Genomic DNA, 20,600 nt, shown 5'->3' on the forward strand with positions numbered 1-20,600 from the left:
ACCATAACTCTCATCGCATAGATATTTATCATAAGTCACTGTAAACATTATTGCTGACAACCCAAACTTTCTACCCATCAACGCCACGAGCGCAGCCCGAGTAAACCTCAGACTGCGCTCGTGTACCAGACTGGCATCGATGATGAGAGGAGCGCTAGCGCTTCGCCTGCAACAGCTCGGTATCCGCTGGCACCACCAGTTGCAGAGCCTGTGGCGCGATACTGAACTCGCTGTCCTCGATCAGATGACTCTCGCCGTCCAGATTGACCGGCAGCGGCTCCCCTCGATAGCGCAGCGTATCGGTACGCACATAACGCACGAAATGACCGTTCTCAGGCAGGGATTCCAACTCTTCCACCACCTCACCGATGCGCGCGATGGGGAAATCACGAATCACCAGCACATCGAAACCGGCATCATCGAGCAAGGCCCGTGGCGCCAGCTCCTGCCCGCCACCGGCCTGCCGACCATTGCCGATGGCCAGCACGAACAGCGCAAGCTCTTCCTCGACCCCATCGAGCGTGAGACGTCCTCGATAGGGACGGAAATCCCACGCCTTGAGCACGCCCATCAGCGAATAGGCCCCACCCCCGAACAGCTTCTTGAGTCCGGCCGGGGTCGAGCGGGTCACCTCCGCTCCGAAACCGGCCGAGGCGACATTGAGGAAGTAGGCATCATCGAGCTGCACCAGATCCACCGCTCGTGATTGCCCTTCACAGGCCAGTGCCAGAGCCTCGGAGATACCGGGCGGTATCCCGAGCGAGGTCGCCAGGTCATTGGCCGTCCCCAGCGGAAGAATGGCCAGTTCCGGACGTTGAGCCCGTGGATGCGTCATCAGCGCATTGGCCAGCAGGTTGAGCGTGCCATCCCCGCCCCCGGCAATCAGGCGTGTGACGCCTTCCGCGATCGCTTCATCCACCAACCTCGCGACATCCTGTGCTTCGAAGGTCAGACGTATCTCCAACCCCTGGGTGCGCTCACGCTGGGCGAACAAGGCATCACGCAGCTCAGGCTGCTGTGCCTTCTCACCGTTGAGTATCACGCGCACACGCGCCGCTGATTCCATGTGGTGTCTCCTTGGCGACATGCGGATCGAGCGACAAGCATACTCCCGTCAGGCCTCAGGAATGAACCACCCACGCGAGCCCACATCGGTTAGCTGCCCTGAGGTGTCTCATCGACGCCAAGCCCCGGCTGACGACGCGCGCCCAGCAACAGCAAGGGAAGAATCATCACCACGCTGATCAGGAGCAATCCCTGTTGCGGCGCCAGCGGGGTACTGAGCAGCGCGGTGGCCACGATGGCCGAGCCCCCAAGCTGAATACTGCCCAACAGCGCCGCCGCCGTACCAGCACGCTCACCGAAGGCTTCCAGCGCCAGACTGGAAGCGGCGCCCAGGGCCAGCGAGAAACCGACTGACAGCACTCCCACCGGCACCATGAAGGCTGCCGCCGACAACGGCAGCCAGGCCATGGCGGCCCCTTGCATCAGCCCGGAGACCAGGATGATCGCCAGTCCCAGCCGAACCGTCGGCTGGCGTCCCAGCCGGGTGATCACGCGCGGTGCGAAGAAGAACGTCAGGATATTGATCACGGCGTTGCCCCCAAACATCGCGCTGAAGGCAAGCTCGGAATGGCCCAGCGTTTCCACCAGCAACTCGGAAGAGGAGGAGACATACAGCAGGATCGCACTCATCGCCGACATGGCCACCAGCGCCTGATACAGGAAGCGCCAGCTGGTCAGCACCGGACGATACCGCGCCCAATTGTAGAGCGGACGCTCCACCACCGTGTTGGCGGGGCGCGTCTCGGCGAACAGCCGCCAGGCGGCTGACCCGACGCATAGCGCGAAGAATCCCATGAACAAGAAGTTGGAACGCCACCCGAACTGCACCGCCAGCAGGCCGCCCAGAACCGGCGCCAACGCCGGAATGATGCACAACGCGCCGTTGAGGTAGCTGTACATCCTGGCACCCTGCTCCGGCGTATAGCAGTCACGCACCGCCGCGAAGGCCACCGTGACGGTGGCACAGGCCCCCAACCCCTGCAGGATGCGCCCGACATACAACATGCCGATGTCCTGGGCCAGCGTCGCGACCACGGCACCTGCCAGATAGACCAGCGCACCGCCCAGCAAGGCGGGACGACGGCCATAGAGGTCCGTCAGCGGCCCGACCAGAATCTGGCCGACCCCCACCGCACCGAGAAACAGGGTCACCGTCATCTGCATCACGTCGGTGGGCTGCGCAAACTCGCGCGCCATCGCCGGCAGCGATGGGAGATAGATATCGATCGCCAGCGGCGAGAACATCACGCAGCCGACCAATAGCAGCAACAATTGTCGGGCACTCGGCAGGGGCCGTGCGGTAGCGGAGGAAGACGCGGACATGGAGTCTCTCATGGAGTCGGAAGGCAGCTCAGCGGCGAATGGCGAGCGAGTCGGAAGCTGCAGAGACTAGCGCCTGTGACTTATGCTGCAAAATGATATTATTTCAGCCCTGATATTCCACTGGCGAAATTCATGAGCTCGACTTCCCGCCATGCTCCCTCCAATGCTGGCATCCGGTCACCCGGCCCCCTCAATCCGCGCCTGGACCTCAATCTCCTGCAGGTGTTGCAGGTGCTTCTGGAAGAATGCAGCGTCACGCGGGCCGCGGGCCGTCTGCACCTTTCCCAGTCGGCCGTCAGCAAGAGCCTGGCTCGCCTGAGAGCGATGTTCGATGACCCCCTCTTCATTCGAGAGCGTCATGGCCTGCGGCCCACGCCACGTGCGCTCGGGCTCAGGGGTGAGCTTGCCGAGCTGCTCTCGCGTCTCGAGCATCTCAGCGCACCGCCGACCTTCACGCCCGCCACCAGTCGCCGACGCTTCCAGCTGGCCGTGCTGGAGAGCGCCTGGGCGACGCTGATGCCCTCCTGTACCCGCGCCCTCACCCAGGCCCTCCCGCTCGGCAGTCTCGAGATCAGTCGCTGGCAGGCCGACTGTCTCAATCTGATGGAAAGAGGCCTGCTGGATATCGGCCTCGGGGCACACGACCATCCGACCGACACGCCGAGCGAGCCCCCGGCGCTACCGAGAGGCTTCCACTCGCACACCCTGTGGCGCGATGATCACGTGATGTTACTGCGCGACGGCCATCCACTGCTCGAGCGTTCGGTGCCGCTGACTCTCGAGGAGTTCGCCACGCTCGATCATGTCCAGGCCACCTGCGAGGGCCGCTCTCGCTGGTCGCTGGATGAGCGGCTCGAACGGCATGGTGCTCCGCGTCGCATCAAGGTACTGGTGCCGGACTTCCGGGATGCCTTGAGCATCGTGGCCCACAGTGAGCTCATCTTCTGCGCACCCAGAAGCTTCGCCCAGGCCAGCCGCCAGCAACACGGACTGGTCATTCGCGAACTGCCGCTGAAACTGCCGGCCCTGAGTTATCGCCTCATCTGGCATGCCAGCCACGAGCAGGACCCGGGCCATCGCTGGCTGCGTCAATCGCTGATGACCCACATTCGCAACGCCCATGGGGCAGACGCAGCCGCTGACGAACACTAGAATGGCCGCACACTCTGCAACCCACCGCTTTTGCGAGCGCTGACCGAGGGTGCTGATCAAGAGCACTGATCGCAAGCGCAGTGCAAGCGTCGTCCAGCCCTCCACCAAGGCTTGGCCCGACGCGCAAGCACTCACCTCATATCACCATCCGCCTGTACACGAGGTATTTCCATGCGCCCCATCATCCGCCTGTTCTTCCGCACTCTGCGACTGGTACTGGCCCCCTTCATGCTGATCAGCGAAAAGCTGACCCGTGGCAGCGCGCTCGAGCGTAGCCCCGCCCAGCAGGCCGAGGTGGACGCCGAGACCGCCAGGCTGGCGCTGTATCAGTTCTCGACCTGCCCGTTCTGCATCAAGGTGCGCAAACGCATGCATCAGCTGAACCTGAACATCGAGCAGCGCGACACCCAGCACAACGCCACTCACCGCCAGGCCCTCGAACAGGGTGGCGGTCGCGTCAAGGTGCCGTGCCTGCTGATCACCCATGACGATGGCCGCGAGGAATGGATGTACGAATCCGACACCATCAATGCCTATCTGCAGGAACGCTTCGGTCACGCCGCCTGAGACTCTCGCAAGTCTCGAGACCGCCCGAGGTGCGCCTTGGCAAACAAAACGACGCCGCTCTCATGAGCGGCGTCGTTGCGTCAGCGGGACAGTCATCAGCATGCCGTTCAGGCCAGCGTCTGACACATTCCCGTCCGCTTAACCCGGTGAGCCTGGCTCATCCGATCCATCGCCCACACCATCGCCAATGTCAGCATGACGGCCCCCAGGGTGTGCGCCAGCGCCAGGTCCAGTGGCAGCCACCACAGCACATTGGCGATCCCCAGCGCGGCCTGCAGGCCCCAGGCTGCCAGCGCCCAGCCCCAGGGATTGAGCGTCCCCGTGGTCATGAAGCGCCTATCGCCCGCCAGCCTCGCCAGCGGGCGTGCCAGTGAAGAGGAAGGTCGCGATGGAAGGACGGCCTCGGGATGCCCGGATTGCACATGACGCCGCTGGCGCCAGTAGAGCATCAGCAGCACTGCGCCCAGCAACACCGCTCCACCGCGATGCGCCAGATGGATGGCGGTACGCGCCTCCCCATGCAGCTGTCCGTGCAGATAGCTCGGGCCGACATCCTGAGACAGATGGAAGCCCTCTCCCCAATCCATCGCCGGCCATAGCGAGCCATTGCAGGTGGGGAAACCCTCGCAGGCGAGTCCGGCATAATTGCTCGAGGTCCAGCCTCCCAATGCCAGCTGTCCAAGCAACAGTGCCGCTGCCAGCGTGGCCAGCCACGGCTGACGCAAGACACGATGCCCGTGATCGTCCGCCGCCTTGGGCAGCGTTGCTCTCGCGCCACGCGCCGCCAGTCGTCGCGTCAGTGACAACCACAGCAACAGCAGCAGACTCGCCACGCCCAGGCCGCCCAACAGATGCAACGTCACCACCTGTGGCCAAAGCTTCAGCGTGACGGTAAAGGCGCCGAAGGCACCTTGTATCAGCAATGCCGCCAGCAACAGCCAGCACCCTGCCAGCGGGAAACAGGTAGCCATGTCCAGCGCCAGATGACGCATGCCTGCCGCCGACCAGGTAAGCCGCAGGCGGCGCTCACGCCGCCGGACACGCCAGCCCAGCACGAGCAAAGCCAGTGATGCCAGCCCGAGCAGGCTCGCCGCATAGCGGTGAATCATCTCTGCCCATGCCTTGTAACCCTCCAGCGGGTGGTGAGGACTATGCAAGCTTGCCGTGTGCGCATCCGGCACCACCAGAGCGCCATAACAGCCAGGCCAATCGGGGCATCCCAGGCCGGCATCCACCAGACGCGTCCAGGCCCCGAGACCGATCACGAGAATGACCAGTCCCAGCATGCCGGCGACCAGCTGCCGAGCCATCCGCCACACACGCAGGAGGTCTGTCTGACTGACTGCCTGCCGGGCCATCGAGTCATCAGCAGCGGTCAGCGGTGTGATTCCCGGCACACTCCCAGACAAAGGATGCCCTGTCAGCGAAGTGGCAGAGGTTGAGGGACGCAGGAACGGCGGCGGGGGTATCAGCGCGGCACCGCGCTGACGGGCGCGCGCGCTGACACGGGGACGTAGAGGGTAGCGCGGGTGCGAGACAAGGCGAGACATGGCGTATCTCCCTGCTGGAGAGCTAGGGGCGAGCGAGTGATCGACGCATCACACGCTCAGCTCAGCGCGGCGCAGCCGGATTGCGCTTGAGCAATCGGCGCACATCCTTCATGACGGCCTGCGGTGTGATCTCGGGGCCGTATGCCACCACGACTCGCCCCTGTGGGTCGATCAAGCGCAACGGCTGTGGCGAGGCCGCTGGGCCATTCGCCGAAGGCCAATGGCCCAGCGCACGCTGCTCCCCCGGTACTTGGGGATGCTGAAAGGACTGCTCGGCCACCACTAGACGCCCCAGCCGCGGCGCCTCCTTGCCTAGGGCGCGGTGCAGACGCCACCAACGTTCGGCCTGCGCCGTGGCAAGCTCCGACCGCCCCGGCTCCGGCCAGCTGAGCCAGAAACGCTGCTCATCCGCGCCCTGAGCGGCTCTGGGCGGCATGCCACTGTCATCCTCGAGCTGTCGCGGGGCTGATGCACTCACGAGATACTCCAGTGACCAGTCCTGCAGCGGCATCACGTCCGGCAGCAAGGCGCCGTTCGCCACCCGCCCTTCGGGTATCCCCACCTGCACACTCAGCATGGCCCACGCCAATGGCAACGGGGCAGACAGCAACCCCAGCAATGCCACGAGTTTCAGACGCTGTCGCATCACGTGTGTCATACCACCTCCTCCAGAGCAAGACGTCCCTTGACTCGCTAGACCTGGCGCTGACGCAGCGCGGCCTGTCGTTGGCGGCGCGCGCCCACGATCATCACCACCGCCGCACCGAGACTGAGCCCCAGCCACTGCAGGGCGTAGGCGTAATGGCGCTCAGGCGTCATGTTGCTCGGCTGCCACCAGGGCAAGAACCTTCCCGCACCGCCGGTCTGATGCACGATGCCGGCAAACGCCGGAGCGCCAAGCGCCTTCCAGGCACTCAGATCCACCTGCTGCAACCGCTGCCCCTCCCGGTTGGGGCCGAACAGTGGCCCACCGCTGGTCCCCTGGCCGTTCAACCACTGCCAGCGACCCCTGATCACCAGAGAGCCTTCAGGGGTGGTGAACTCCGGGTCCGCACGTGGCGCTGGCGATGCCACGAAGCCCCGCTCCACCAGCCACCAGCGGCCATCCCGGGACCTGAAAGGCGTGAGCACCGCCACGCCATGGCGCTTGTCCAACGTCCGGTTATCCAGTAACAGGCTGTGCTCCGCGAGCCACTCGCCCTGCAGCTCGATCAGGCTGGCACTCGCTGGCGGTGCCGTCGGCATCACCAGTTCCGGCGCACTGGCCGTATCTTCCAGATGCTGGGCTCGCGCCTGGCCACGCATCACCTGCCAGCTGCACAGACACAGGCCCAGCACGATCAGGCATCCCCAGAACAGCCACCAGCCACGCCCGACACATCGCTCCTGCGGCGCCTCCGGTGACGCCAGCGCTGTCATCGCCGACTTGCGCTTGTCCGTCGGATGGGCTCGACTGTCAGATACGGGGCGAGCGAGATCCTTGCCCTCGCCTGACAACGTCTGCGCCCCGGGAGGTGACATGCTGCTCAAATCGCTGATCGCGCTGGTCTTCGTCGGCATGCTGGCAAGTCTCATCGCCGGAGCCGGCTTTCTGTTACACGACGGCAGCCGCAGTCGACGCCTGCTGACGTCTCTCAAGTGGCGAGTGGGCCTGGCGGTCTGTCTGGTGATTCTGCTGGTCATGGGCTTCTCCACCGGAATGCTGAACTGACTCGCGCTCGACGCTCTTCGGCCTGCCTCAGAACACGTAGACGAACAGAAACAGGCCGATCCACACCGCATCGACGAAGTGCCAATACCAGGCAGCCGCCTCGAAGGCGAAATGGCGCTCGCGGGAAAAATGACCGCGAATCACCCGAACCAGCATCACGATCAGGATCACGGTGCCGATGGTGACATGCAGGCCATGAAAGCCGGTCAGCAGGAAGAAGGTACCGCCATAGACACCGGCTTGAAGCGTCAGCCCCAGATGATGCCAGGCCTCGTAATATTCGAGCCCCTGCAACAGCAGGAAGCACACCCCAAGCGTCACGGTACCCGCCAGCCAGTTGCGCGCCGTGCGGCGATATCCCATCTTCAGCGCCTCATGGGCCACCGTCAGGGTGACACTGGAACTGACCAGCAGCAGCGTATTGGCCAGCGGCAACTGCCAGGGGGACAGCACTTCCTTCGGTCCGGCAATGCTGGCATCCGGCGGATTCATCAAGGGCCAGCTGGCCGTGAAATCAGGCCACAACAGGGCCGTCACGCCCTTGGCACCCTCGCCATCCAGCCATGGCAACGCGAAAGTTCGTACGTAGAACAACGCGCCGAAGAAGGCTGCGAAGAACATCAGTTCAGAGAAGATGAACCACGCCATGCCCCAACGAAACGAGCGGTCCATCTGATCGTCGTAAAGGCCGCCCATCGACTCGCGAACGACATCGCGAAACCATCCTGCCATCACCAGCACCACGGCCAGCATGCCGATGCCTGACAACCAGGCGGCGCTGCCATGCACCATCCAGATTCCCGTGCCGATCATCATCCCACCCACGGCCAGCACACCGAGGATGGGCCAGGCACTGTGTGCCGGAACGTAATAGCTGCCACCGCTCATCGTTCACCTCCTGCAGAGTTCTCTGCCAGGTCGCCCGCCGGCATCGACGGCATCGCGACCGGGTAAAGGGTATAGGCCAGCGTCAGGTCGCGAATGCCCTCGGGGAGATCCGGGTCCACCTGGAAGACCAGCGGCAACTCACGCCGCTCTCCCGCCGCCAGCGTCTGTTCCTGAAAGCAGAAACACATGATCTTGCGCAGATGCAGCGAGCCCTCGGCAGGACTGACGCTGGGGACCGCACGACCACGCACCGGATGATCGGCGTGATTGGTGAACACGAAGCGTGCGCGGTACTGGCCACCGGGGTGGATGCGGAACTGCTCATCCAGCGCCTCGAGTGTCCAGGGCAGACCCTGTCCCTGCTGGGTGATGAAGCGCACCGAGACCCAACGGCTCTCGTCGATCTCCATGGCCACCGCAGCCCTGGCCTGACTGGCGGCCTTGCCATTGAGGCCCGTGAGATTGCAGAAGACGTCATAGAGCGGCACCAGCGCGAAGGCGAAGCCCAGCATCCCGACCAGCGCCAGCAGCGTGCGCCGCACGGTACGTGCCACCGCCTGTTGCTGTGCTGCGTGATCGCGTGAGGACATGTCATTCTCCTGGCCGCTGGCTATCGCTCAGCGGATGATCTGACCATCGCGGGTCTGCGGCGGTATCTCGAAGGTATGCAGCGGTGCCGGGCTTGGCACGCTCCACTCAAGATCCACCGCCCCTTCCCAGGCCTTGGCCGGCGCCCTGACACCGCCGCGCGCGCATTTGATGATCACGACCAGGAACAGCAGCTGCGAGATACCGAACAGGAAGGCCCCGATACTGGACAGCATGTTGAAGTCGGCGAATTGCAGCGCGTAATCCGGAATGCGCCGTGGCATGCCGGCCAGCCCCGAGAAGTGCATCGGGAAGAAGGTGAGATTGACGCCGATGACCGACATCCAGAAATGCCATTTCGAGAGCCCCTCGTGGGGATAGAAGCCAGTCCACTTGGGTAGCCAGTAATAGGCCCCGGCGAGAATCGCGAACAACGCGCCGGGCACCAGTACGTAATGGAAATGGGCCACCACGAAATAGGTGTCGTGATACTGGAAATCCGCTGGCGCGATGGCCAGCATCAACCCCGAGAAGCCGCCGATGGTGAACTGGACGATGAAGGCGATGGCAAACAGCATCGGGGGCTCGAAGCTTAAGGAGCCGCGGAACATGGTGGCGATCCAGTTGAAGACCTTCACGCCGGTCGGCACCGCGATCAGCATCGTCGTGTACATGAAGAACAGTTCCGCCACCAATGGCAGGCCGACGGCGAACATGTGATGCGCCCAGACCAGGAAGGACATGATGGCGATGGAACCGGTGGCGTAGACCATCGAGGCGTAGCCGAACAATCGCTTGCGCGAGAAGGTCGGCACGATGGCGGACACGATGCCAAAGGCCGGCAGGATCATGATGTAGACCTCGGGATGGCCGAAGAACCAGAACAGATGCTGGAACAGCACCGGGTCTCCCCCGCCTGCGGCATTGAAGTAGCTGGTGCCGAAGTTGATGTCGAACAGCATCATGGTGATGGCACCCGCCAGCACCGGCATCACCGCGATCAGCAGGAAAGCGGTGATCAACCAGGTCCAGACGAACAGCGGCATGTCCATCAGGCGCATGCCCGGCGCACGCAGATTGAGGATGGTGGCGATGATGTTGATGGCGCCGAGAATCGAGCTGATGCCGGCGATGTGTAGCGAGAAGATGAAGAAGCTGGTCGAGGGCGGCGCATAGGTGGTGGAAAGCGGTGCGTAGAAGGTCCAGCCGAAGTTGGGACCCCCGCCCTCCATCAACAGGGTGGAAAGCAACAGCAGGAAGGCGACCGGCAACAGCCAGAAGCTGAAGTTGTTGAGACGCGGAAGCGCCATGTCAGGGGCGCCGATCTGCAGCGGAATCATCCAGTTGGCCAGTCCCGTGAAGGCCGGCATGATGGCACCGAACACCATGATCAGCCCATGCATGGTGGTCATCTGGTTGAAGAACTCCGGCTGCACCATCTGCAGGCCGGGCTGAAAGAGCTCGGTACGGATCACCAGTGCCATGATGCCGCCGATGAACAGCATGCTCAGCGAGAAGATCAGATAGAGCGTGCCGATATCCTTGTGGTTGGTGGTCAATAGCCAGCGCAGCATGCCGCGCGGCGCGGTGCCATGGCCTCCTCCCGCACGGGAGCCGCCTGCGGAATAGCCGCCGGCGGTCCCCTCGCTCTCGCTGGCCTGAAGTACCGCCTTGCGTGGCTGTTCACTGGCCATGACACGCCTCCTGAATGCGTCGCTTGCACGCTATTGAGACAGCTGTTCCTTGATGACGGCTGGCTGTACCAGCTCGCCGGTATCGTTGCCCCAGGCATTGCGCTCATAGGTGATGACAGCCGCAAGCTCGACCGGACTGAGCACATCGGCGAAGGCCGCCATGGGCGTGCCTGCCTTGCCGTTCACCACGATATCGATGTGCGCCTGCATGTCCTGCGTGACGATGGCACTCCCCACCAATGAGGGGAATGCCGGGGGCATGCCCTGTCCATCCGGCTGGTGACAGGCGGAGCAGATGGTGGCGTAGGTCTTCTCGCCCTTCTCCATCAACTCCTCGAGACTCCAGTCGCGTCCGGCATCATTGCGTGACGCTTCGGCCTCGGCCTTGCGTGCGATCAGCCACTCGTCGAATTCGGCCTCCGGCAGCGCCTCGACCACCACCGGCATGAAACCGTGGTCCTTCCCGCACAGCTCGGTGCATTGGCCGCGATAGGTGCCGGGTGTCTCGATGCGGGTCCAGGCCTCGTTGATGAAGCCGGGGATGGCGTCCTTCTTGACGCCGAAGTCCGGCACCCACCAGGAGTGGATGACATCGGAGGACGTCGTCAGGAAGCGCACCTTGCGATTGATGGGCAGCACCAGCGGATTGTCGACTTCCAGCAGGTAATGCTCGCCCTTGGCGGCGGTGTTGTTGATCTGCTCGCGCGGGGTCGCGAGACTTGAGGTGAAGGCGACATCCTCGCCCAGATACTCATATTGCCAGCGCCATTGGTGCCCGGTGATCTTCACGTCAAGCGCCGATTCGGAGGCGTCGTACATGTCCTTGAGGGTGGCGGTGGCGGGGACTGCCATCACCACCAGGATCAGCAACGGGATGGCGGTCCATAGAATCTCGATGCGGGTGTTCTCGTGGAAGCTGGCCGCGACCGCACCACGCGACTTGCGATGCTTGACCATCGCGTACCCCATCACACCGAACACCACGATCCCGATGACCACACAGATCCAGAAGATGATCATGTGCAGGGAGTGGATCTCGCGACTGACGGCCGTGACGCCGACCGGCATGTTGTATTCGACTCCCCATGCCGCGGGAACGAGCCCCATCAGTGACACCGCCGTCAACGGGCGCCACGAGCGCCGCCACCGGAGTGCGGTGACACGGGAAAGGCATTCCGCGATCCACGACATCGGCGCCTCCTTGTCATTGTTATCGAGAGCCTCATCCGGATGACGGCAATGAGCGACTCCCTGTGCTCCGACTTGCTTGGAGTATAGAAGAGCTGGGCGGAACACAAGGTCGCGTGGATCAACCCACTGATACTCCTTGGTCGCAAGGCGAGGAAGTGCAACAGCGGCTACGCGGTTCCACCAGACAAGCGCCGGCAGGGCCCCGGGCGACTTCCGCGATGTCTCCACGCACCGCGTGTATTCCACCTGCTTGCCTGCGCTTGCAGACAGGGTCCACGTCGGGTCAGCCCGGGGCGACCAATGGCGAAGTTATATGCGCAAACATAGATGTTAGCGTCACGCCGATGACACGCCATGCATTGCCGTCACCCCACTCACACGCCTACTGGAACGCCCCATGAACGCCATCTGGCTCGCCCTGTTCGGCTGTCTCGCCTTTGCCATCGGTTATCGCTTCTACTCGCGCTTTCTGGCGGAACGCATCTTCCGTCTCGACCCCGATTACGTGACTCCCGCCCATGCGCTGCGCGATGACACCGACTACCTGCCGACCAATCGCTGGATACTCTGGGGCCACCACTTCACCTCGGTCGCCGGTGCAGCGCCCATCGTCGGGCCGGCGATCGCCGTCTACTGGGGCTGGCTGCCGGCGGTGCTGTGGGTCGTGCTGGGCAGCCTGTTTGCCGCGGGAGTCCATGACTTCGGTACCTTGACGCTCTCGGCGCGTCATCGCGGCCAGTCCATCGGCACGCTGGCGGACAAGCTGATCGGCAAGCGCGCCAAGCTGTTGTTCCTGTTCATCATCCTGATTCTGGTGCTGATGCTGAACGCGGTGTTCGCCTGGGTGATCGCCAACCTGTTCATCAACTTCCCGGCCAGCGTGCTGTCGGTGCTCATCCAGATTCCGCTGGCGGTCTGGATCGGCCATCGTGTCTATCGGCGTGGCGGCAAGATGCTGTTGCCCTCGATACTGGCGCTGCTGGTGATGTATGCCGCTGCCCTGCTGGCCGGCCAGTACGAATTCTTGCAGATTGATCTGGCCGGCACCTTCACCGCCATGGCAGGCGGCGAGGATGGCACCTTGCTGTTCGGCCTCTCACCGATCTCCAGTGCCTTCCTGGTGTGGATCGTCGTGCTGATGGCCTATGTCTACATCGCCTCGGTGCTGCCGGTGTGGAAGCTGCTGCAACCGCGCGACACCATCAATTCCCATCAGCTGGTGGTCGGGCTGGTGCTGCTGTATCTGGGGCTCGCCGTGGGCGGCCCACATCTCACGGCGCCGGCCTACAACACCGAAGCCGAGATGTCCTTCTATCCGCTGCTGTTCATCACCATCGCCTGCGGCGCGATCTCGGGCTTCCATGGACTGGTCGCCTCGGGGACCACCTCCAAGCAGCTTGCCCATGAGCCGGATGCACGCATGATCGGCTACACCGGCGCACTGGGCGAAGGCATGCTGGCGCTGATTTCCATCATCGCGGTAGCGACCCTCTTCGGGACCCAGGCCGATTTCACCGCCACCTATTCAAGCTTCGCCGCCGCCGGTGCCAACGGGCTCTCCAGCTTCGTGGAGGGTGCAGGACAGCTGATCTCGCACCTTGGCCTGCCGGCCAGCATCGGCAGTACCCTGGTGGCGGTCATCGTGGTGAGTTTCGCGGCCACCACACTGGATTCCGCGGTACGTCTGATGCGCTACATCATCGCGGAGCTGGGCAGCGAGTACGGCATGCCGGCACTCAGCCACAAGCACGTCGCGACCAGCATCGCGGTCATCTCCAGCGCCGCGCTGGTCATCCTGCCGCAGGGGCCCAAGGGCTTCGGTTCCGGCGGCTATCTGCTGTGGCCGCTGTTCGGGACCAGCAACCAGCTGCTGGCAGGGATCTCGCTGATGCTGATCTCGGTCTGGCTCAAGCGTCAGGGACGCCCGGTGATCTACACCCTGGCTCCGATGGTCTTCCTGATGATCATGACCCTGTGGGCGATGGTGCAGCAGGTAGTCCTGGACTGGTCCGGCATGGGCAGCAACGACCCGCAATGGCTGCTGTTCACCTTCGGCAGCCTGATCATGGTGTTCGCGCTGTGGATTCTGCTGGAGGCCAGCCGCAGCCTGAAGGCACCCGCCCAGGTGAGCGCCCATGAGAGCTGATGACGACTCCCGCATGGCACGCTCGCCACGACACCCCGTACTGACGAGGCGCCTGCTGACAGGTGCCGCAGGGCTGCGGGATGGCTGGGAGGCCATGCTGCGCGTCAATCAGCAACGTGACCTGGCGCAGCTCGCCCGCGAGGAGGAAGACATCTTCATGATGATGAGCTTCGCCGAGCTGATGGGAATCCCCAATCCGGCACCCGCCGTCTCACTGGAAATGCTGCCGCTGATGCTGGAGCGCATGCACGACTGGCACCTGCGCCAGGGGCTTGAGCATTCACCGCTGGAAGGGATCAAATGCTGCTGAACTGGCTCAGGCGGCGTCGCCGACAGGATGGGACCCGACGCACGCATGCAGCCGAAGGCCGCTCCGACCCCGGCAGGGTGCGTGATACGCAAGAGGAAGGCGCCGCCCCCCGCCCCGAGATCTGGTTCTTCGGTGGCAAGGGCGGTGTCGGCAAGACCAGCTGCGCGGCGGCGCAGGCATTGGCGCTGGCAGAGAAAGGCGAGCCGACACTGCTGGTGTCGACGGACCCGGCGCACAATCTGGGCGATCTGTTCGGAGATCTGGGAGGCAGACCGCGCGCCATCGCGGCGTGCCTGGATGTGATGGAGCTGGACCCCGAACAGGAGTGCGAGCGCTATCTCGAGGAGGTACGCCAACGCATCGCGCCACTGGTCAGCGGGGAGCGCAGCGCCACGGTGATGCGCCAGCTGGCACTCGCACGCCATGCACCGGGCACCAGTGAAGCGGCGCTCTTCGATGCGCTGGTCGAGATCATCCTCACCCCGCCGGCCCCACTGGCACCGGACAACTCATCGTATCGACACATCCTGTTCGATACGGCTCCCAGCGGGCATACCATCCGATTGCTGAGCTTGCCGGAGGTGCTGGGCGGCTGGCTGGAAGGCATGCTGGGCCAGCGCCGGCGAGCCGTCGCGGAGCGCAGCCTGTGGCTGGACAGCCAGCAGACAGCCACCGCCAGCGAGACCGGATCTTCTGCCCCCGAAGACCCGATCAGCGAAGCGCTGGAGCAACGTCGTACCCGCTACAAAGCGCTGCGTCGGTGCCTGACGGATGCCAGCCGGGCGCGCGTCATCCTGGTCAGTACGCCAGAGAAGCTGCCCTGTCTGGAGACGCTCCGTACGCGCGAGGCACTGGAAAGCCATGGGCTCTGCGTCGGCGGCCTGATCATCAATCAATGCCTGCCGGATGCCCCGTCAGAGGTCTCGGGCGCAAGCTCGCCCTCCTCCGGGGAAGCACAGGCCGACTGGATCACGAGCTGGCGTGAGCAGCAGTACCAGTGGGCGGCCAGACTGGAGGACGCCTTCGCTGATCGCCCCTGCCTGCGCCTGTCACGTCAGTCACGTCTGCCGGAAGACAGGGAGAGCCTAGGCCCCCTGATCACGGCACTCTCGACGTTCCGGCCGTGGTCTCACAACTCCTCATCGACACCTTCCTGGCACTGCCTCCCTGAATGAGATGCTCGATCACCGCGCCACGCCCTTCGGGCAAAATTTCTTCCCGGTGCGCAGTGGTTCAGCATTCATACACCTCTATCTGCTAACTTATGCACCATTGACGCATAGGATGGGCTGTCACCGCCTCATGTCTCACGAAGCTAGAGTGGGGCAATGCATGAGAACGATCCACATGATGGCAAGAGAAAGGTATTGCCAGGATCATGCAAGCCTGAACATAAGGTGCTGATCACCTGGCAACAATCTGTTGCAGCACGATGCGCAATAACTGCACAAAACAACCATACAGCCGCCTCGCCATTCCGATAGAATAGCTGGCTAAATATTTTTCTCATCATGACACCATTGCCTTGGCGTGCCGCACCCGCGGCGGGCCAGGGTGTGACGATTGAAACGCACCTCAGCCCCTGAACTTCGTAAAGGACGCTCCATGGCCCCGACTTCCCTCCGTCTACCCCGCCTGCAGAGACAACCCTTGGCCGTCAATGCCCGCCGCCTTGGCTTGCTTCCGGCAAGCCTGCTGCTGATCGGTGCCCTGTTGGCCGGTTGTAGCGGCGACAAGGAAGAGGCTGCCCAAGGCCCCGCCGCAGGTGCAAGCCAGGCCGCTCAGGTCGATGTCATTACCGTCACCACGCAGGATGTGCCTATCACCACCGAGCTGCCGGGCCGCACGCGCGCCTATCAGATCGCTGAAGTACGTCCGCAGGTGGGAGGCATCATCGAATCGCGTGACTTCACCGAAGGCAGTGACGTCAAGGAGGGGCAGGCGCTTTATCACATTGATTCACGCACCTATCGCGCCGATGTCGAGAGCGCCAAGGCGAGTCTGGCGCGTGCCGAGGCGAGCCTCAACACCTCCAGCCTCAAGGCCAAGCGCTTCAAGAACCTCGTGGCACGCAAGATGGTCAGCCAACAGGATTATGATGATGCCGTGGCGACCGTCGGCGAGGATCGCGCCGATGTCGCCTCTGCCAAGGCTGCCCTAACCAGCGCCCAGATCAATCTGGATTACAGCGTGGTGAAGGCCCCCATCAGCGGTCGTATCGGCAAGTCGAGCGTCACCAAGGGCGCATTGGTCACGGCAAGCCAGGACACCAGCCTGGCAACGGTCCAGCGGCTCGACCCCATCTATGTTGACGTGACCCAGTCCGCTACCGAAGTTCTGCGCCTCAAGCGTGAACTGGCCGAGAATCGCGATGCCGCCGCAGCACCGGCTCAAGCATCGGTGGAACTGGTAATGGAAGATGGCAGCGTATACGGCACTCAGGGCAAGTTGCAGTTTGCGGATATCACCGTCGATGAAGGTACCGGCATGGTCACGCTGCGCGCTCTGTTCCCCAACGAGGACGAGCTGTTGTTGCCCGGCATGTTCGTGCGCGCCCGCCTGACGGAGACGGTGGCCAGGGATGCCATTCTGGTTCCGCAGAAAGCCGTGAGTCGTGACAGCAAAGGCAATGCGAGCGTGATGACGGTCAATGCTGACAACAAGGTCGAAGCCAAGCAGGTAGTGATCGGTCAGGCCATCGACAATCAGTGGCTGGTGACCAATGGCCTCGACAACAATGACAAGGTCATTGTCAGCGGACTGCAGAAGATCAAGCCGGGTGCCACGGTCAAGATCGCTGCCAACGAGACGAGCACTGACCAGAATGGCTCGGCTCAGTCCGAGACTGCGGCCAGCGACTCCTCGGAAAGTGAACCGGCCGGGACTGGCAATCGCCAGTAAGCCTGCCGCCTCTTTTCGCGCCACTGTCGCCAGTCACTGAGCTATGCGTATCACGCCTGACTGGCGGCACGTCCCGAACGACGTTCCAGGAGCCTCAAACGTCATGGTCAGATTCTTCATCGATCGCCCTATCTTCGCCTGGGTGCTCGCCATCATCGTGATGCTGGGGGGTATCTTCAGTATCCTCAAGCTGCCGATCGAGCAATATCCCTCGCTGGCCCCGACCAGCATTACCATTCAGGCCACCTACTCCGGCGCTTCAGCCCAGACGGTAGAAGATACGGTGACTCAGGTCATCGAGCAGCAGATGAACGGCATCGACAATCTGCTGTACATGAGTTCGAGTTCAGACTCCCAGGGCAATGCCAGCATCGAGCTGAGCTTTGACACTGGCACCGATCCCGACATCGCTCAGGTGCAGGTGCAGAACAAGCTGCAGCTGGCTACCCCGCGCCTGCCGCAATCCGTCCAGAACCAGGGTGTCTCGGTCACCAAATCGTCCGGTAGCTTTCTGATGGTGGCAGCTTTCGTCTCTGACGATGGCAGCATGACCAAACAGCAATTGACCGACTATGTCGCCTCCGATATTCAGGACGAGGTAGCTCGCGTTCAGGGCGTGGGCGAAACTCAACTGTTCGGCGCACCGGGGGCCATGCGCGTCTGGCTTGACCCGCAGAAGCTCAACAACTTCAAGCTGACCACCAGCGATGTCACCACGGCCATCAGCACGCAGAACAACCAGATCGCCTCGGGCCAGCTTGGCAACCTGCCGGCGGTGAAGGGTCAGCAGCTCAACGCTACCATCGTGGCTCAGACACTCTTCGAGACACCGGAACAGTTCGGCAACATTCTGCTCAAGACACAGGAAGATGGCTCTCAGGTCTATCTGCGCGATGTCGGCCGTGTCGAGAAAGGGGCGGAAAGCTACAGCACCGTCAGCCGCTACAATGGCAAGCCTGCTGCAGGGCTGGGCATCAAGCTCGCCTCGGGTGCCAACGCACTGGACACCGTACAAGCCGTCAAGGATCGTCTCGGTGAGCTGTCCGACTACTTCCCCCCGGGCATGAGCTTCAAGGTACCTTACGACACCTCGCCCTTCGTCAAGATTTCCATTGAAGAAGTGGTGATGACGCTGCTGGAAGCCGTGGCGCTGGTCTTCCTGGTAATGCTTCTGTTCCTGCAGAACTTCCGTGCCACGCTTATCCCCACCATCGCTGTCCCGGTCGTTCTGCTGGGCACCTTCGGGGTGCTGGAAGTGATGGGCTTCTCCATCAATACCCTGACGATGTTCGCCATGGTGTTGGCGATTGGGCTGCTGGTCGACGATGCGATCGTGGTGGTGGAGAACGTCGAGCGCGTGATGCATGAGGAAAAGCTCTCGCCGCTCGAGGCGACGCGCAAGTCAATGGGACAGATCACCGGCGCTCTGGTCGGCATCGGTCTCGTGCTGTCTTCCGTGTTCATCCCGATGGCCTTCTTCCCCGGCACCACAGGGGCAATCTTCCGTCAATTCTCGGTGACCATCGTCTCGGCCATGACGTTGTCCGTGCTGGTGGCGTTGATCCTGACACCGGCCCTGTGCGCCACGTTGCTGAAGCCGACCAAGGAGAAGACCACCGGCTTCTTCGGGCTGTTCAACCGGGTCTTCGACCGCTCCAACGCGCGCTACCAGAAAGGCGTCAGTGGCATGCTCAAGCGCACTGGCCGTTCCATGCTGGTCTACGCCTTGATCGTGGTCGGCTGCGGGGTACTGTTCACTCGCATCTCCACGGGCTTCCTGCCCGATGAAGACCAGGGCTATCTGTTCAATCAGGTCATCCTGCCGGTGGGCTCCACTCAGGAACAGACGCTCGAGACGCTGGAAAAGGTCGAGCATCACTTCCTCGTCGATCAGGAAGATGCCGTTCAGGAAATGTTCGACGTCGCCGGCTTCAGTTTCGCTGGCCGAGGCCAGAACATGGGCCTGGCGTTCATCAACCTCAAACCCTGGGATGAACGTACTCGTGACTCCTTCAGCGTGGTCGGACAAGCTCAGAGCTACTTCAACACCTTGAAGGAAGCCGTGGTCTTCGCCATCAACCCGCCACCGATCATGGAACTGGGCAACGCCAGCGGTTTCGACATGATGCTGGTGGACCGAGGGGGTATCGGCCATGAAGCGCTGACCAATGCACGCAATCAACTGCTGGGAATGGCAGCTCAGAATCCAGCAGTGACCGGCCTGCGTCCCAATGGTCTGGAGGACAGTCCGCAGTTCACGCTCAACATCGATGAGCTCAAGGCGACAGCGATGGGCGTCTCGTTGTCAGAGGTCTACTCGACTCTCTCCACGGCGTGGGGCTCGAGCTATGTCAATGACTTCCTCGACAACGGCCGCACCAAGAAGGTCTACGTGCAGGCAGAAGCCAGCGCACGCATGCAGCCAGAAGATCTCAAGAAGTGGTACGTCCGCAACACCTCTGGTGAGATGGTGCCACTGAACGCCTTCATCCACGGTGAGTGGACCTATGGGTCTCCGCAGCTGGAACGCTACAATGGCGTCTCCTCGATGGAACTGTTGGGTCAGGCGGCACCGGGTTACTCCACCGGTCAGGCCATGCAGGCCATGGAAGACATGGTCGGCCAGCTCGATAATGGCGTCGCGCTGGAATGGACGGGCATTTCACTGCAGGAATCCCAGAGTGGCGGCATGGCTCCTTATCTGTATGCCATCTCGCTGGTCTTCGTCTTCCTGTGTCTGGCCGCGCTCTACGAGAGCTGGAGCATTCCGTTCTCCGTCATGCTGGTCGTCCCGCTGGGGGTCCTCGGCGCCCTGCTCGCCACCTGGCTGCGTGGCCTGGACAATGACGTCTACTTCCAGGTCGGCCTGGTGACCACCATCGGGCTCTCGGCGAAGAATGCGATCCTGATCGTCGAATTCGCCAAGGACCTCGAGGTCCAGGGCCGCTCACTGATCGACGCCACCATGGAAGCGGTACGCATGCGTCTGCGCCCAATCCTGATGACCTCCATGGCCTTCACCCTGGGGGCCGTGCCACTGGCCATCTCGACCGGTGCCGGTGCGGCCAGCCGTCATGCCATCGGCAACGGCGTGATCGGCGGGATGATCTCGGCCACGGTACTGGCGATCTTCCTGGTGCCGGTCTGCTATGTGGTGGTTCGCCGCGTGTTCGGGGAGCCGAAAGAGCTCAAGCGGGCCCATGAAGCCGCAAGCCAGGAAGACGATCTTGTCTGAGCATTGATCGCACGCTTCCTCATTGCCGTCACCTCGCGTGATGGCCCTGCACGCCGCCCTCTCCGGGCGGCGTGTCGGTTCATGCGTCTGGTGGATCGATGACGGCACGGGTGCCCGTGATGTCTCGTGAGCGATGCTTCGCATTGGCGGGCATTGAGTGCGAGGCGAGTTTTGCGGCATCATGCAGGTATCGAACAGTGTTTGCCTGCCGCCGGGGCAGGCGCCAGTCACCCGGACTTCGCCCCCGTCATTCTCGCCACTCGCCCTTATCCGGCATGG

At 62.9% G+C, this 20,600-nt stretch carries 17 protein-coding genes; 8 read left to right on the forward strand and 9 right to left on the reverse strand.

The features are described from left to right. Positions 1-154: 154 nt before the first annotated feature. Both yegS and HXS66_RS01960 read right to left on the reverse strand, forming a co-directional pair. On the reverse strand, positions 155-1,066 hold the full coding sequence (yegS, locus tag HXS66_RS01955; protein ID WP_077372280.1) for a lipid kinase YegS: 912 nt from the start codon (positions 1,064-1,066) through the stop codon (positions 155-157). An 89-nt stretch (positions 1,067-1,155) separates the two neighbouring features. Beyond that, a complete protein-coding gene (locus HXS66_RS01960; RefSeq protein ID WP_176502746.1) occupies positions 1,156-2,388 on the reverse strand; it encodes a multidrug effflux MFS transporter in 1,233 nt (410 codons plus the stop codon). A 132-nt stretch (positions 2,389-2,520) separates the two neighbouring features. Between HXS66_RS01960 and HXS66_RS01965 the strand changes: the two genes are divergently transcribed. Beyond that, the gene (locus HXS66_RS01965) at positions 2,521-3,540 is read left to right on the forward strand and encodes a LysR family transcriptional regulator (RefSeq protein ID WP_176502747.1); all 1,020 of its coding nucleotides are present in this window, start codon (positions 2,521-2,523) and stop codon (positions 3,538-3,540) included. A 171-nt stretch (positions 3,541-3,711) separates the two neighbouring features. Then, on the forward strand, positions 3,712-4,107 hold the full coding sequence (locus tag HXS66_RS01970) for a glutathione S-transferase N-terminal domain-containing protein (RefSeq protein WP_176502748.1): 396 nt from the start codon (positions 3,712-3,714) through the stop codon (positions 4,105-4,107). A 107-nt stretch (positions 4,108-4,214) separates the two neighbouring features. On the opposite strand, the gene HXS66_RS01975 is transcribed toward HXS66_RS01970, so the two are convergent. From HXS66_RS01975 to HXS66_RS01985, 3 genes are all read right to left on the reverse strand, one after another. After that, positions 4,215-5,417 (reverse strand): heme A synthase, encoded by a 1,203-nt coding sequence (locus HXS66_RS01975; protein ID WP_176502749.1) that lies wholly within the window; start codon positions 5,415-5,417, stop codon positions 4,215-4,217. A 301-nt stretch (positions 5,418-5,718) separates the two neighbouring features. Continuing rightward, positions 5,719-6,315 (reverse strand): hypothetical protein, encoded by a 597-nt coding sequence (locus HXS66_RS01980; protein ID WP_176502750.1) that lies wholly within the window; start codon positions 6,313-6,315, stop codon positions 5,719-5,721. A gap of 35 nt (positions 6,316-6,350) precedes the next feature. Continuing rightward, the gene (locus tag HXS66_RS01985; RefSeq protein ID WP_255303055.1) at positions 6,351-7,178 is read right to left on the reverse strand and encodes an SURF1 family protein; all 828 of its coding nucleotides are present in this window, start codon (positions 7,176-7,178) and stop codon (positions 6,351-6,353) included. On the opposite strand from HXS66_RS01985, the gene HXS66_RS01990 reads away from it, so the two are divergent. After that, on the forward strand, positions 7,177-7,368 hold the full coding sequence (locus tag HXS66_RS01990; protein ID WP_077372262.1) for a DUF2909 domain-containing protein: 192 nt from the start codon (positions 7,177-7,179) through the stop codon (positions 7,366-7,368). The genes HXS66_RS01985 and HXS66_RS01990 overlap by 2 nt on opposite strands. A gap of 27 nt (positions 7,369-7,395) precedes the next feature. Here the strand turns inward: HXS66_RS01990 and HXS66_RS01995 are convergent, their stop codons facing one another. From HXS66_RS01995 to coxB, 4 genes are read right to left on the reverse strand one after another with little or no spacing between them, the layout of a single operon-like run. Further along, positions 7,396-8,256 (reverse strand): cytochrome c oxidase subunit 3, encoded by an 861-nt coding sequence (locus HXS66_RS01995; protein WP_077372259.1) that lies wholly within the window; start codon positions 8,254-8,256, stop codon positions 7,396-7,398. Beyond that, the gene (locus HXS66_RS02000) at positions 8,253-8,846 is read right to left on the reverse strand and encodes a cytochrome c oxidase assembly protein (protein WP_176502751.1); all 594 of its coding nucleotides are present in this window, start codon (positions 8,844-8,846) and stop codon (positions 8,253-8,255) included. The genes HXS66_RS01995 and HXS66_RS02000 overlap by 4 nt, the downstream gene beginning before the upstream one ends. Before the next feature lie 27 nt (positions 8,847-8,873). Beyond that, the gene (gene ctaD / locus HXS66_RS02005; protein WP_077372253.1) at positions 8,874-10,538 is read right to left on the reverse strand and encodes a cytochrome c oxidase subunit I; all 1,665 of its coding nucleotides are present in this window, start codon (positions 10,536-10,538) and stop codon (positions 8,874-8,876) included. A gap of 30 nt (positions 10,539-10,568) precedes the next feature. Beyond that, positions 10,569-11,729, reverse strand: a complete 1,161-nt coding sequence (gene coxB, locus HXS66_RS02010; RefSeq protein ID WP_373996112.1) for a cytochrome c oxidase subunit II — start codon at positions 11,727-11,729, stop codon at positions 10,569-10,571. A gap of 397 nt (positions 11,730-12,126) precedes the next feature. Here coxB and HXS66_RS02015 point away from each other — a divergent pair, with 397 nt between their 5' ends. The 5 genes from HXS66_RS02015 to HXS66_RS02035 all read left to right on the forward strand — a co-directional run bounded on the left by HXS66_RS02015 (position 12,127) and on the right by HXS66_RS02035 (position 20,321). After that, positions 12,127-13,875: a carbon starvation protein A gene (locus HXS66_RS02015; RefSeq protein ID WP_077372250.1), complete on the forward strand. Its 1,749-nt coding sequence runs from the start codon at positions 12,127-12,129 to the stop codon at positions 13,873-13,875. Continuing rightward, the gene (locus tag HXS66_RS02020) at positions 13,865-14,185 is read left to right on the forward strand and encodes a cory-CC-star protein (protein WP_218015134.1); all 321 of its coding nucleotides are present in this window, start codon (positions 13,865-13,867) and stop codon (positions 14,183-14,185) included. Before HXS66_RS02015 ends, HXS66_RS02020 begins: the two co-directional genes overlap by 11 nt. Next, a complete protein-coding gene (locus tag HXS66_RS02025; RefSeq protein ID WP_176502752.1) occupies positions 14,176-15,360 on the forward strand; it encodes an ArsA family ATPase in 1,185 nt (394 codons plus the stop codon). Before HXS66_RS02020 ends, HXS66_RS02025 begins: the two co-directional genes overlap by 10 nt. A 430-nt stretch (positions 15,361-15,790) precedes the next feature. Beyond that, a complete protein-coding gene (locus HXS66_RS02030; protein ID WP_176502753.1) occupies positions 15,791-17,086 on the forward strand; it encodes an efflux RND transporter periplasmic adaptor subunit in 1,296 nt (431 codons plus the stop codon). Positions 17,087-17,189: 103 nt separating this feature from the next. After that, positions 17,190-20,321 (forward strand): efflux RND transporter permease subunit, encoded by a 3,132-nt coding sequence (locus HXS66_RS02035; RefSeq protein ID WP_176492971.1) that lies wholly within the window; start codon positions 17,190-17,192, stop codon positions 20,319-20,321. Positions 20,322-20,600 lie beyond the last annotated feature (279 nt).

Source organism: Cobetia sp. 5-11-6-3 (assembly GCF_013374055.1).
Classification (GTDB): Bacteria; Pseudomonadota; Gammaproteobacteria; order Pseudomonadales; family Halomonadaceae; genus Cobetia; species Cobetia marina.